At 65.8% G+C, this 13,971-nt stretch carries 7 protein-coding genes and 1 CRISPR repeat array; of the genes, 5 read left to right on the top strand and 2 right to left on the bottom strand.

All coding sequences use genetic code 11. The annotated features are described in order from the left end of the window. Window positions 1-42 precede the first annotated feature (42 nt). The 5 genes from fxlM to CLV63_RS26555 all read left to right on the top strand — a co-directional run bounded on the left by fxlM (window position 43) and on the right by CLV63_RS26555 (window position 6,126). On the top strand, window positions 43-1,248 hold the full coding sequence (gene fxlM, locus CLV63_RS26570; protein WP_106585969.1) for a methyltransferase, FxLD system: 1,206 nt from the start codon (window positions 43-45) through the stop codon (window positions 1,246-1,248). Window positions 1,249-1,711: 463 nt separating this feature from the next. Continuing rightward, complete coding sequence (locus CLV63_RS26565) at window positions 1,712-2,185, top strand: lipoprotein (protein WP_106585968.1); 474 nt, start codon at window positions 1,712-1,714, stop codon at window positions 2,183-2,185. Window positions 2,186-2,195: 10 nt separating this feature from the next. Beyond that, window positions 2,196-2,888, top strand: a complete 693-nt coding sequence (locus CLV63_RS33315; RefSeq protein WP_146165667.1) for a hypothetical protein — start codon at window positions 2,196-2,198, stop codon at window positions 2,886-2,888. Window positions 2,889-3,959: 1,071 nt separating this feature from the next. Next, on the top strand, window positions 3,960-5,195 hold the full coding sequence (locus CLV63_RS26560) for a hypothetical protein (protein ID WP_106585967.1): 1,236 nt from the start codon (window positions 3,960-3,962) through the stop codon (window positions 5,193-5,195). Next, entirely contained in the window at window positions 5,188-6,126 is a 939-nt protein-coding gene (locus CLV63_RS26555) for a carbohydrate kinase family protein (RefSeq protein WP_245929072.1), read from the top strand. Before CLV63_RS26560 ends, CLV63_RS26555 begins: the two co-directional genes overlap by 8 nt. Before the next feature lie 15 nt (window positions 6,127-6,141). On the opposite strand, the gene CLV63_RS26550 is transcribed toward CLV63_RS26555, so the two are convergent. Continuing rightward, the gene (locus CLV63_RS26550) at window positions 6,142-8,250 is read right to left on the bottom strand and encodes an NB-ARC domain-containing protein (RefSeq protein WP_106585965.1); all 2,109 of its coding nucleotides are present in this window, start codon (window positions 8,248-8,250) and stop codon (window positions 6,142-6,144) included. Window positions 8,251-8,811: 561 nt separating this feature from the next. Beyond that, window positions 8,812-11,979, bottom strand: a complete 3,168-nt coding sequence (locus tag CLV63_RS26545) for an AfsR/SARP family transcriptional regulator (protein WP_170134331.1) — start codon at window positions 11,977-11,979, stop codon at window positions 8,812-8,814. A gap of 862 nt (window positions 11,980-12,841) precedes the next feature. Then, a CRISPR array of direct repeats spans window positions 12,842-13,846; the repeat unit is 29 nt; unit sequence CGGTTCACCTCCACCCGCGTGGAGAGCAG. Window positions 13,847-13,971: the final 125 nt, after the last annotated feature.

Genomic DNA, 13,971 nt, shown 5'->3' with positions numbered 1-13,971 from the left:
ACTACCGACACGACCCATGACCTGCGAAATAGACTGCGAGCGATGATCGACACCGACCACACCCCCGAGTCCCTGCGCGCTGCTCTCGTGGACCAGCTCCGCGCCGACCACTACGTCCGCAGCGCCCGCGTCGAGCGCGCCTTGCGTGAAGTGCCCCGCCATCTCTTCGTGCCCGACGCGAGCACTGCGGACGCCTACGCCAACGAATCCGTCACCACCCACCGCGACGGGACGGGGACCATTCGGAGTTGCGCCTCGGCGCCCTCCGTCGTCGCGATGATGCTGGAACAGCTCGATGTGCAGCCCGGCCACCGAGTCCTGGAGATCGGCGCAGGCACCGGCTACAACGCGGCGCTGCTCCGCGAACTCACCGGCCCCGGCGGTCAGGTCACGACGATCGACATCGACACCGATGTGGTCGAGGGAGCCCGCACCGGCCTGGCCGCAGCCGGGTACGACGACGTGACGGTGCTCGCCCGCGACGGCGCACTCGGCGACGACGCCCACGCACCCTACGACCGGATCATCGTCACTGTGGGCGCCTGGGACGTGCCCTCGGCCTGGCGCGACCAGCTCAGCGCAGCGGGGCGGATGGTGGTTCCGCTGCGGTTCCGTGGCACGACGCGCACAATCGCCTTCGCCGGATCCCCAGATCGGTTGGAAAGCCGCTCCATGCAGCTCTGCGGTTTCATCCCGATGCGCGGTCACGCTGATGGGGAACACGCCCTCGCTCTCGACGGCGACGACGTCACCCTCTACTACGACGAAGACCAGGAGATCGCCCCCGCCAGCGGCATCCTCGACCAGCCGCGCACCGAAGCATGGTCCGGTGTCACGGTCGCCGGCAGCGAATCCTTCGATGGTGTGTGGCTGCGCCTGGCCACGGCCGAACCCGGGACGTGCCGCATTACCGCGACGCCGTCGGCCGTAGAGCGTGGCCGGGCGACCCCGGCGATCCCGAGCCTCAGCCCCGCACTTGCCGAAGGGGCTTCATTGTCCTACTTCACCTACCGGCGGCTCACCGGCGACGGCCCAGCGCGAGCCGAGCTGGGCGCCATTGGCCATGGCCCCGCCGGGGACGACCTCGCGGAACGGATCTGCAACCAGATCCGGGTATGGGACCAGGACCGCAGCGCTGTACCCACCGTGGAGGCGGTCCCCTCCGGTACTTCGGACGAGCAGCTTCCGCGGGGCTTCGTGGTCGACAAGCGCCACTCCCGGCTGGTTCTTAACTGGCCTACGACCTGACGTTATCCACAAAAGAAAACCTCAGGTGGTGCCCTGAGGTCGGGGCACGCACTCTGGAGTGACAGGGCCGAGTAGGGCACCGGTCGATTCCCGCAGGGGACATTGAAACGCGCCCCCGCAGCCGATGACGGTTGCGGGGGTGTGGAGGGACCGCCCTCGCGTAATTTCGGCAAGCAGGCGGGCTGCCCAACGCAGGATGTCCACGTCGGCCTCCTTCGTATATCTCCAGGATTCAAAGATATTGCACTTTGTATACTGTATCCAAAATACGTATACTCTGTGCGGTGGTGACCTGCCCTTCCCGGCCGCCCTACGGGGGATGAGAGGGCCCGGATGACGGGGGTCGTCCGGGCCCTCTTCGTGTTCCGAAACGGTCACAACCCAATCGTCCGCCCGGGATCGTGCCAAACTGAATGGCCTCCGCGCCGCTCGCTCCGGTGCTCCCCGCCCCTAGGGAGTTCAGATGCGCAGAATCGCGTGCGTGCTCGGCTTAGCACTACTGCTGTCGGGATGCAGCAGCCAACTGCCCGACGAGGCCCCATCGGAGCAGGAGCCCGTACGAGTCGACGTCCTGGTAGCCACAAAGTCGGGGAAGATCGGCCAGAACCACGACGACGTGTACTGCCTGTGGAAGGGCACCACGTACGTGTTGCGGAACGGCAATGATGAGACGGTCGCAACCGGAGATGCGGACAGTTGGCACAGCATCGAAGCGAAGGTCGGCGGGGAGTCTGCCGAGCCCGGCGAAGTGGCGTCGGAGGACCCGTATCGATGCGAGATGCAGTTCTCGATCGACGACGTATCGGCAGCCGAATTCTACGAGCTCACGGTAACGACGCAGGAGCCCGCAGGGATTGAAGAGTTCACTGAGACCGTGACCTTCTCGCGGGACGAAATCGAACCAACAAATCCGATCGAAGTCGAGTTCACCAAGTAAAAGGAAACCGATGCAAGCGGTCTGGCAATGGCTCTTGTCTTTCATAATTTTTCTCGGGTCCGGGCTTGGGAACGCGTTATCCAACACTGAACTGTGGAGTGGACTAATCGGTGCGGCTTTCGGCGGTTTCCTGTCTTTCTGGGGTGTTAACCGGCAGACCGAGAAGATGCTCGCACACGAGAAGAAGATGGCTGACGATGGGCGCGCAGAGGCGCGTCAGGATGAGATACGTGTTCGCGAGGAGCGTGCACTTGGGGAGCTACTTCACTCGCTGTTCGTCTTCGAGGATGGGTTCGATATCTTGAAGCCACAGTGGTTAATCGCCCAATTCCGTCAGGCCGGAGATCCAGAGCCCCCTGAAATGTTACGCCGCCGAGAAACGATTGCAGCTTTAGGGTATGGATTGCGGGTGGCCTTGCCTTTGATCCCCGATAGCGTGGTCCGGAGTCGATATCATGCGCTTTGCGATGTGGTGCAGCAGTTTCGAAATCTTCCTTTGCACTCCGATGATGAGCGCGCCGACCAGGAGCGGGCGGAATTGGATATCCGCAACTACATCCGTTATCTTCGGCACACCATCAGGGCTGTGCTCCGGGACGAACTAGTCCCGGAGCACAAAGAAAGACCGGCGCTCCTTCGGCACGACGGCGCCCCGTGGACGCCTCCCGTCCGCGATCCGGAGAATGAATGGTACCCGCTATGACCAATCGAAGTTCAGCTTAACCGCGTTGAACGAGCCGATACTCCGCCTCAATGTGGTCCAGATGCCTAGAACCGAATGGCGACTCCAAGTGATTCAGTTTCGTCAATTGGATAAATTGCTTCTTCCCATTCGGAAGAAGACGCTCAATTATATCCCCTCCCTCGACGTCAGCATCTATAGGGAGGAAAACAAGATTAGAGTCAACAAAGGCTTTAATCTCATCCGTTTGGTCAGCACCACCAGGGACCTCTCGGGTTCTGGTCATACGTTTGTAAATATTGCTGAGCGGCAATTCAACCCTCCCCAACTTATTTTCGACGCGCGCTCGACCGTGACCGTAGTCGCGACCTCACGGATGAAGTCTTAACGAGCGGTTTCGTGACCGTAGCTGACGGGGCGGACAATATCGACCAGCAGCGCTCTCATTGCTGCCGGATCGCCGGAGGCGCGCCGGTACTGTGCGTACAGGCGGTGGGAGTCCTCTGGACCCCCACCTGTGGGATTGGCGCTGCTGGGGCGAGTGGTAGAAGGTGCCACAGGTCAGCGGTGCCGTGACACGGTTCGCGAGCGCGTGTGGAGAGCGCGATCACCCACGCCTCATCCTCCTGGCCCTATTCGGTGAAACGCGGGTTCAGAGGGACGTATACGTAATGGGCGTCTGGCAGGACCGCAGTGCCGCCGCCGGGGTATCCCGGGTACGGGCCTGGGTGAGCGCCATACTCGTCTCCGGAGCGGCGCCTTTGAGAACCGCCCGGGTCGGCTCGGCGGCAAACCCGCGGACCATCAGGTGCGGAAGTGCGACGGCGCCCCGAAGCGTAGCGGCGGCCCGTCCACCACGACCAGCTCGACATCGCCAGGCAGGTCGGTGTCGTGCCACCGCTGTAACCGAAAGGCGCAGATCCGCAGCTCGCGTGCTGATCACGACACCTGTCAGAGCGATGTCCAGTTGGATGACAGATTCTCGTCAGCCTTCGACAGTGCAGTGTCCGGTATCCGGTCAGAGGCGGCCCTCACCGTCGGTTCCGACAGCCTGTTCACAACCGCGAACAGGCGCGGCGAGAGGACACCGCAATGGATCAGTGGCTGCACACCCCGGTGGGGCTGAACGCCCAGCGCTGGGTAACGCGCCCCGGATGCCGCACCGTGCTCGTGATGGTCCACTCGGTCGCCTGCGCGCAACGCCTAATGGACGTCGTCGCGCTACTCAAGGCCGATGGCCGTATCCAGATCGTGTTCACCATGGCTCCTTCGATCTTTCATCGGGGCGTGCCCGAATGGCTAGCCGCCCTGGACTGCGTGGTGATCCCGTGGTCCCAGGCCGAACAAACCCGCTTCGACCTGGCAATCGCGGCGAGCTACTGGGGGATCGAACGCATTCACGCGCCGCTGGTGCTCCTCCCCCACGGAGCCGGCTTCGGCAAGTTCATGACGCCCGCGCTCACCGGCGTCGCCGCGGCACCGCGCGGAACCTTCGGACTCGATCGCCAGCGCCTCCTGCACGACGGCCGGGTAATCCCCTCGGCCCTGGTGCTCGCGCACGAACAGGAGCGGCGCCGACTTGCCGAGGGCTGCCCCGAGGCCCTACAGCACGCCCAAGTTGTCGGTGATCCGGTGGTCGATCGTCTTCTGGACGCGCGAATGGTCCCGCAGAGGTTCCGTGCGGCGCTCGGTGTCGGCAGCGATCAGCGCCTCGCCGTGATGGTCTCGACCTGGGGTCCTCACTCCCTGCTCGGCGCCCGCAGCGACGCCGTGGCGCGGCTGGTAGAGGAGGCCCGCGAGCAGCACGGTTGGCGGGTCGCGTTGCTAGTGCACCCCAATGTGTGGGCATCGCACGGGACGTGGCAGATGCGGGCGTGGATGGCGGACTGGGAGTCCTGCGGGTTGATCGTCCTGCCGCAGCGCACCGACTGCGTGGGGGTGCTGGCCGCCGCCGATGTGGTGATCGGCGACCACGGGTCCACCACGCTGTATGCAACGCTGCTCGACCGGCCCCTGGCGATGGCGGGCGCACAGGAGGCCGACGTGGATCCCCATGCGCCCATCAGCGAACTGCTTCTGCGCGCCCCGACGATCGCCGAGTCCGGTCCGGTGCTGGCGGGTGTGGAAGGGATGACGGCCCGGTTCAGGCCGGGGACGTGGGGGTCGGTGGCGGCGCAGATCAGCTCGCACCCCGGGCTGTTCGCTACGCGAATGCGCCGGGTGCTGTATGAGCAGGTGGGCCTCGCCGAACCGCAGTGGCAGGCACACCTTCCCCACGCGGAGATCGCCGGGCTGCGCACAGCGCGTGGAGGTGAGGGCAGTGGATGAGAGTCCGCACGTCGTGGTCGCCGGCGTGGCCAGCCTCGGGATCGTCGCACGGGTAGGCGCTCCCGGTCCCGATCCCGCTCGGATCCGCTTCGCCGAGTGGATGGAGGCCGGGGTCACCGGTGTGGGGGCCAACGTCGCCAAGACGCTGCGCGCGTTGGGAGCGCGGGTGGAGTTGTGCACGGTGATCGGTACGGACATCGCGGGTGCGGCGATCCGCGCCGACCTGGAGGCCTACGGGTTGCTCGGTGCGGGCGCAGTCGAAGGAGACGGGTCATCCCTGGCGATGTCGCTGACCGGTGACGGCGGGCAGCACACCGACCTCGCACTGCACCAGCAGGTCAACCAGGTGAAGTACCCGGGTGCGGTCTTCGAACGGCTCGGCCACGACGCCGACCTGGTCGTGCTGAGCACCGCGGCGTTCACCGAGGAACTGGTGGGGGTAGCAGGGCGGCTCGGTGTTCCCGTGGCCTTCGACGCCCAGGTGATCGCCGACGTCAACGACCCCCGGCGCGCCAAGTGGCTGCAAGTCGCCGACATCGTGTTCTGTTCCCACCGCCGGCTGCCGTGCCCGCCCAAGGAGTGGATCGCGCAGATGTTCGCGGCCTACCCAGGGTGCCTCATCACGGCGATCGGGTGCGGTGCGCTTGGGGCGGTGATGGGGTTGGCCGACGGAACCCTGGTGCGAGCCGTGACCGAGGCGCCGCGGCCGGTGGTGAACACGCTCGGTGCGGGGGACACGTTGTTCCCGACATTCCTGCACTCCTGGCTGTCGGCCGGAAACCCGGTCCGGGCGCTGGGCGAGGCGGTCGTGCACGCCTCCTACAAGGTCGGCGACGGGTTCCCCTCGCGTGGGCATCTGGATGCGGCTGCGCTGGCAGGGCTGATGGCCAGCCACCCGGTGCGGATCTCCCTCGACCGGTGGGCGCAGTGAGGTCGCTGCTGCGGCTCACTCGTGTTTGCCCAACTGGCCCGCGCGCTGCTCGATTTGGGCGGCGATGTCAGTGGATCCCATCTGCATCAGCAGCCGGACAGCCTTCCCGTAGTGCGCACGCGCTCCAGTCGTATCCGAACGGTACGCGGCGAGGTCTCCAAGTGCTTCGTAGGCCTCGGCTTGGGCGACCAGCGAGCCCCGCTCCTGGGCTTGGTTCAGGGCGGCGTCCAACGTGCCCAGCGCCTGGTCCTGGTGAGTGGTCATCGTGGCCCGGGCCAGCGCGATCGTCGCGCGGGTGGTGTGGTTGGCGTCGCCGACGCGCTGAAGCGTCTCCACGGCCCGGCGCAGCAGCGGGGCCGCGTCCTGGACCCGCCCGGTCTGGTTGAGTGCCCTGCCCATGCCCAGCAGGGTGATCGCTAGGTCGTGCGGCTGGTCCAATTCTTCTTGCAGTGTCCGTGCCGCCTGCAAGTGTTCAAGGGCGCGCGAGGAGTGTCCTAAGCCCAGGGCGAGGAGCCCGCGGCGCTGGCGGGTCTGCGATACCCGCCAGGTGTCACCGAGTTGCTCCCAGATCTGTTCGCACTCGTCGAAGGCTGTTTGCGCCTCGGTGTGGTGGCGGAGGTATCCCAGCGCGAGTGCCTGCTTGCTGAGCAACCGGGCCCGCGTCGGGGGGTCATCGATCAGTCCCATCGTCGCGGTGGCTGCCTGCAACCAGCCAGCGGCGTCGCGGCGGTGCAGATAGAGCGGCCACAATCCTTCGGTGATTCCCAGGGCCGCAGCGGTGTGGGAGTGCGAGGCGGCGTCCTCCACCAGGGCGAGGAGGTTGGCCCGTTCGGACTCCAGCCAGTCCAACGCCTGTTCCGGCGAGGTGAATGTCGGAGTCATCGGTGGGCCGGCGTAGGGGCGTAGGGTGCGGTCGGCTGCACGAGCACGTTCAGCGTGCTCGGTGGCCAAGCGGTGCAGCGCGGTGTCGCGCGCCAGCGCGGTCTCCTCGTCCCTGGCTTTGTCACGGGCGTGCAGACCCAGGAGATCGTGGAACCGGTAACGGCCCCCGCCGTGGTCGGTCAGCAGGCTGGCCGCGGCCAGAGTCCGCAAGGCGCGTGTGCACTCAACCTCCGTGTTGCCAGTCAGGGATCTCGCGACGGGCACGGTGATGTCGGGGCCGACGTGCCAGCCCAGGCGCCGATAGGTGCGCGCCGTGGCTGCGTCAAGCGCGTCATAGGACAGGTCGAAGGCCGAGCGCACCGACTCCTCCTCTTGGCTGAGCACCGAAAGCCGGCTGACGCGGCGCGCGAGGTCCGACTCCACAGAACTCAGTGGAAGGCCACCGGCGGCTTGCACTCCGACGGCGTTGAGCGCGATTGGCAGGCCACCGCACAGGGTGGCGACCCGGCGGGCCACGTGTGTATCGGCGGTGTCGGCCGATCGGGCGGTGAGGCGGATCAGCAGCGCGGTTGCGTCGCTGGTCTCCAACGGATCGAGGTGGACGAAGTGCGCGCCGTGCAGCGTCAGGCCGGCCAGGCGTGCGCGGGAGGTCACGACGACGACGTGGGATCCGGGGCCGGGCAGCAGGGCGCGTACCTGGGCTGCGGAGAGCACGTTATCTAGAAGGATCCCGAGGCCGCGTCCGGTGGTGGCCGAGCGCCACCAGGAGGCCCGGGTCGCCAAGTCCGGTGGAATCGCTCCGGCGGGTACAGCGAGAGCGCGGAGAAACCGATGAAGGACTTCGGTGGGCTGGATGGTCTCATCGCGGGCGAAGCCGCGTAGGTCGACGAACAGGTGTCCAGTGACGCGGCCGCCGAGTTGGCGAAGGAACCGCACCGCGAGTTCGGTCTTTCCGATACCGCCGAGCCCGGCCACGCTCAGCAGAACGGTCTGATCCGCACCGCGCGTCTCGGTGGCAATGCCCGTCATATCCTCCAGCTCTTGGCTGCGGTTGACGAAGTGCGGCGAGACAGGGGGAAGCTGGTGGAGCAAGTCGGGGGTCGTGGTGGCGTGGTGGAAGTGGACGCCGCCGTAGACGGAGCCGGTTTGAAGGGCGGCGCCGTGGACATCACCGTTGACCTGGTTCGACGACAGCCGCGGTTTTCGATCCCACCCGTTTTCCTGGTTCCCGGACCGGGACATACTCCTCCACCCCAACGCCGCTTATCAGTACTTTACAGCGATAGGAATTTCTGGGCGTTCCGGACCTATTGCCAACAAACTCTCTAGAGAACCAGATGCACATGAATACGTCATTGCATCCGCACATGCATCAGGAACCCATCAATCCATAGGGATTTCGGGATACGAAAAGGGTGGCACCCGAACGGGCACCACCCTTCGAACTCCTTTTCGTTCAAGCATGCCTCACAGGGGAGGCGTCATCGATTCCACGGGCACACTCCACACGCCCGCCCACCCGAGAGCCGCGGTGACAAGGAGAGTGCGCCATGCTAGCCTGAGCAATTCATTGTCCTTAAATGGTTTTCCGGCAATTCGCAGTTTGCCCAAACACAATTGCCGGGAATTGGATGATGACAACAGAAAAGCGCGTGGGGATGCCCCTTTACCCGAACACGGGGAAGGGGTGTCCCCCCGCGTCACCGGACAACGCCACTGCGAATGGTTATCGCGGCGGACGCACGAGTGATTCTTGCACAGGAAAGCGCCGAAACAAACCGAAGTTCGAGCCTTTTACCCTTGCTATGCTTCGTGCAGCATGTCGAGCATTATCCGGACGCTGTCAGCCTCCGGCGCACTGAGTTCGGTGAAGACCTGCTCGGCGAGTTCCCAACGCAGGCGCGCGTCGTCGGGCGAGCCCGTGTCCAGGAGCACGCGTCCTAACGCGGTGAGCGCCTTGCCGCGCTCATGGCGCAGTCCTGCCAGGTCGGCCTCGTCGTGGGCGCGCGCAAAGAGCGCATGGGCGGCCTCGGTGCGGCCGTTGGTCATCTCGACCTCGCCCAGGCCCAGCAGTGTCTCCACGCTGATGCCGGGGTTTACATAGGTCGCGCACAGGCGCTGACTGTCGTCGAAGCACTGCGTCGCCTCGGCGAGTTGTCCGAATTTCAGGTGCACGCGGCCGAGATTACTCAAGGTGACCGCTTCTGTCCATGGGTCGTGGACCTCCCGGTGGATATCCAATGCCGCGTGGAAATGGGAGAACGCCTGCTCGTTCCTTTCACGGTATGAGGCGATTTCACCGAGATTGGTCATGATTATCCCTTCGCGTCGCCGGTCGCCGAGTGCGCGGACTCCCTTAAGTGCTTCCAGGCTCAATGCGGTGGATTCGCGGTGGTATCCGAGTCCGTGATAGGCCCCGGCCAGATGGATCTTCGCGGTGATCGCGGTATCGGGGTCGCCGAGCAGGGTGTGGTGGCGGAGCGCGTCGCTGTGGGCGGCGATCGCCTCGTGGAAGGCTCCAGTGCGCAGGTGGCACAAGCCTCTGCGGTCCAGGCTGAGAGCGATGCCGAAGCGGTGGAGCCCTTGTTCGAATAGCGCCTGGGCTTTCCGATGGAGGTCGATCGCGCGGGCGTAGGCGCCTGCAACGGAGGCGGTCACGCCTTGTTGATCGAGCACCCACGCTTGACCCACCAGGTCGCCGAGATCGCCCCACAACTGCGCCGCGGTGTGGATGCACCGGTCGGCCTCGTCGATACTGCCGGCGTGCAGCAGCGCACGCGCGAGCTCGTAGGTCGCCTGGGCGGTCGCGCGTCGGCACTGGCCGCCCCGGCGAATCTCCAGGGCCCGGCGATGCAGGCCCACGGCCGCCTCCCACGGGCCGTGGGCGTCAAGGTGCTCGGCGAGCACATGGGTTAGGCGCGCGGCGTGGTGCGGGTGCCCGTTATCCACAGCGTGGTCGATGATCAGCAGCACAGTGGGAAGGCGCGTCGTCAGCCACCGGGCGGCGGCGTCCTTGGTCTCCATGTTCGGCAGTGCGACCTCGGCACCGCCCGCAGGTTCGCGGTCGAGTCTCAGCCGGTAGGGGTAGAGCACCGCATCAGCCCGGGCGCAGATGTCGGTGTAGGCGTCCAGCATGCGTGTGCGCAGGCTGTGCTGCTCGATGGGCGGCACCTCGCTGCGCGCGGCGCGCAGGGCGAAGGACTGGACCAGGCTGTGCAGCCGGTAGGTCATGTCGGGGCCGGTATCGAGCAGGGAGGCCCCGATCAGCTCTTCCAGGACCAGGTCCGCCTCCTCCGGGCTACGGCCGAGCATCGCTGCGGCGATATGGCGGTCGATGACTGGAGCCGGGTGCAACCCCAGATGCAGCAACGCCGCGCGCGCCGGGGAACTGAGGCTGCGCAGTGACACGGCGAAGGCCGCGTCGAGGTGGCGCTGCCCCGACCGGAATTCGCCCACCTTGTCTGCGGCGGCGCGCAGCCGGGTGAGGACCTCGGTCGCCCCCCAGGTCGGGCGCAGGTCCAAGCGGGTGGCGATCAGCCGCATGGCCAGCGGTAGTTGACCGCAGAGCTGCACGATCTCCGCGATGTGCGCCGCGGTGCGCAGGGAGCGGCCCGGCGCCGCGATTGCGGTGAACACGCGGGCGGCGTCCTCGGGCTCGGGCACCGCGACTCTGAGGTGCTCGGCACCGTCGAGTTCGCGGAGGTGGCGCCGACTGGTGATGATCACCGCGCACCGGCTCCCGCTCGGCAGAAGCGACACCACCTGCTCGGCATCGGCGGCGTCGTCCAGGACCAGCAGGAGTCGCCGACGCGCAGTGTGATCGCGCCAGGAAGCGACACGCTGCTCGACCGAGTCACCGGGAGCGGGCGGGGGCAGGCCGGCCAGTTGGATCAACTGGCCCAATGCCTGTTCCGTACTCAAGGGCCGGTGGTGCTCATGGTGGCCGTGCAACTCCACGATCAGGCTGCCGTCCGGAAAGCTCGTACCCAACTGGTGGGCGGCGTGGACGGCGAGGCTGGTCTTTCCTACCCCGGGCATCCCGCTGAGGACGCACACCCGGGCCGCGGCCGCTCCTTCGGCAGGGTCAAGAGTGCGATGGATCCGTTCAATGTCTGCGGAGCGGTCGGCGAAGTCGGCGATGTCGCGGGGAAGGTTGCTGGTGATCGGGACGCCCGGCGCGGACACGTCGTGCTCGGGCGGATGAACCGGCTTCTCAGTCGATGGCGCATGGGCATTCTGCCCGCGCATGATCTCCTGGTGGGCTTTGAGAAGATCAGGGTGGGGATCCGCGCCAGTCTCCTCGACAAGGCGGTGCCGGATCCGGTTGTAGGTCTCGAGGGCATCGGCGGATCGCCCGGCGCCGTGCAGGGCGCGCATCAGGTGGACCGCGAGCGCCTCGTTCAGGGGGTAGAGTCCGGCCGCCTCCGAAAGCCGGTCGGCGACGTCCTCCAGGGGATGCAGGCGGGGGGCCTCACGTGCCCATGCCGCCAAGGCGGCCTGGTGAGCGCGTTGCATGGTGGTGCGCAGGTCGTCAGCCCAGCGCTCGGGGAAACCGGGCATCGGCTCGCCACGCCAGAGCCGCAGGGCCTCGCCGAGGATCTCAACGGCGGAGTGGACCTCTCCCCCGCGCAGTTGCGCCGCGGCACGCGAGCGCAGCGCGGAGAAGCGCAGCCAATCGACATCGTCGGGAGCGACGTCGAGCATGTAGCCGGCGGTGCTCTGGCTCAGGCGCGTGCGCGAGTACCCCGCCGCCTCCAGGCTCCGCCGCAGCCGGGTGATGTAGGTGTGCAGTACAGAACGCCATGTCGATCCGGGGTCGCCGTCCCACAGCCGTTCCCCGAGGGTTTCCGGGCTGACCGGCCGCCCGCCAGCCAGCGCGAGCGAGACGAGGAGGACCATCGACTTGTGCGGGGCCGCAACCCGGCGGCCATCGACGGTTGCCTCGATCGATCCAAGTACGCAGATCTGCATGTGGGACCGCCCCTCACCCGACCTCACATTCCGGAATCTCAATAATCGCATCAGGGAATTTTATTAGAACAGCCGAAACCAAAGGAGAACCACGGCACATACACGCCCACCAGGGATATCACATCCAGCTCCGGTTAAACCAACCAGACCAGAATCGGCCGAAGAATCCCATCGGTCAACCCAAAATAGCTACGGTGACGCATATGCAAATGCACTCGCAATGCAAACGCTGACTGCACTTGCATCACTCACTCGGTCGAGGCGATAGATAAGATCAACTTTCGTTCTTCTCGAATGATCATCGAGCGATAATATGGCGATGGTTTCGCAGTACTCAGCTCACACCAGCCGCTACTTCAACGACGGTACGGGACTCAGCCGGGACGGCACGGCGCGTGTGCACCCCCTTGACCGGTCTCGATTTCCCCTCGTGGGAGCTATACGGACACCTAGGATGGCCCCGCCCGCCTGCTGCCATTGCTGCACCTCGTAGGAACGATAAGGATTGCCCGCAGTCGGGTTCGTCGAATACGAGAACGAGTTGCAGTTCCTCGTAGGAGCGATGAGGACTTTGCAGGGAGTGCCGGACGATCTGGCGAACCCCGTATTGCTACTCCCCGTAGCAGTCGCGACACTCGCCGCCAGAGACACCATCTACTATTCCGCGATATGGGTATCGAAGACAGCGGTCTGCACGTGACAAACACGGTTTCAGGTTCCCACTACGGCGTGCAGGCCGGGGTGATTAACGGTGACGTGCACTTCCATGCCGAGGCCCCGGATAAACCTACATCGGTTACCTTGCTGTGGGAGACCTGGGTCACGGCTGATCGTCGGGTGAAAACGGACCACCACCGGTCCTCGGTTCACCTCCACCCGTGTGGAGAGCAGGTGAGGAGCTGTTCCAGGTGGCTCAGGTGCTGCGGTTCACCTCCACCCGCGTGGAGAACAGCAGAAGTCGGCGAGCCGGCCCACCGTGTAACTCGGTTCACCTCCACCCGCGTGGAGAACAGGTACCCGAGTGGCTGCGCGCCGCCCTGACCTTCGGTTCACCTCCACCCGCGTGGAGAGTAGCTCGGCTACAGCCTCGCCATCGTCATCCCGTCCGGTTCACCTCCACCCGCGTGGAGAGCAGTTCACCAAATCTTGCACATCTGCCTGTTTCACCGGTTCACCTCCACCCGTGTGGAGAGCAGCGGGCGGCGACCGCTCCCCGTGAGACGACGGACGGTTCACCTCCACCCGCGTGGAGAGCAGATGCACCAGGCGAGGTTGGTAGCGGTGGTGGTCGGTTCACCTCCACCCGCGTGGAGAGCAGCAGAGCCCTAATCAAGCCAAAACCCAAAGCGGCGGTTCACCTCCACCCGCGTGGAGAGCAGGATAGCGATAGGGCCGCAGTTGGTACACCATGCGGTTCACCTCCACCCGCGTGGAGAGCAGCGCAAGGACTTCCTGCGTGCCCGCGACGACGGCGGTTCACCTCCACCCGCGTGGAGAGCAGCGTGTCGGCCGGGAGTTCCCCACGGCCGAGGTCGGTTCACCTCCACCCGCGTGGAGAGCAGTCTGCCGACCAGAACGCCGACTGCGTGAACCCCGGTTCACCTCCACCCGCGTGGAGAGCAGGCGTACCTGCTCGGCGGTGGCTTCGCGCAGCGCGGTTCACCTCCACCCGCGTGGAGAGCAGAGGGTCCGGGAAGCGTCGGCGGACACGGGGGACGGTTCACCTCCACCCGCGTGGAGAGCAGTTCATTCAGTTGGTCTTCAGGTCCTGCATGTACGGTTCACCTCCACCCGCGTGGAGAGCAGCATGATCAGCCCGCATCACTGCGACCGTTCGCCGGTTCACCTCCACCCGCGTGGAGAGCAGCGTGGTCAGGGTGTTGCGCAGCACCGTGTTCCGTGCCGGGTTCTTTAGAGGCTCGGAACCAACGCTCTATCCTCTGCTGACCCGAACTCCCGCTGGTAGTGATCGGCCTCGAACTCCGCGGGCGG

It is taken from the genome of Murinocardiopsis flavida, assembly GCF_003014485.1.
GTDB lineage: Bacteria > Actinomycetota > Actinomycetes > Streptosporangiales > Streptosporangiaceae > Murinocardiopsis > Murinocardiopsis flavida.
Note: the sequence above shows the minus strand (reverse complement) of the source record. Positions and strands in the feature narration are given on the sequence as shown.

Excerpts from the sequence above, each read along its gene's own strand:
- fxlM (WP_106585969.1), top strand. The coding sequence starts at position 43 with ATGATCGACACCGACCACACCCCCGAGTCCCTGCGCGCTGCTCTCGTG.
- CLV63_RS26565 (WP_106585968.1), top strand. The coding sequence starts at position 1,712 with ATGCGCAGAATCGCGTGCGTGCTCGGCTTAGCACTACTGCTGTCGGGA.
- CLV63_RS33315 (WP_146165667.1), top strand. The coding sequence starts at position 2,196 with ATGCAAGCGGTCTGGCAATGGCTCTTGTCTTTCATAATTTTTCTCGGG.
- CLV63_RS26560 (WP_106585967.1), top strand. The coding sequence starts at position 3,960 with ATGGATCAGTGGCTGCACACCCCGGTGGGGCTGAACGCCCAGCGCTGG.
- CLV63_RS26550 (WP_106585965.1), bottom strand. The coding sequence starts at position 8,250 with ATGTCCCGGTCCGGGAACCAGGAAAACGGGTGGGATCGAAAACCGCGG.
- CLV63_RS26545 (WP_170134331.1), bottom strand. The coding sequence starts at position 11,979 with ATGCAGATCTGCGTACTTGGATCGATCGAGGCAACCGTCGATGGCCGC.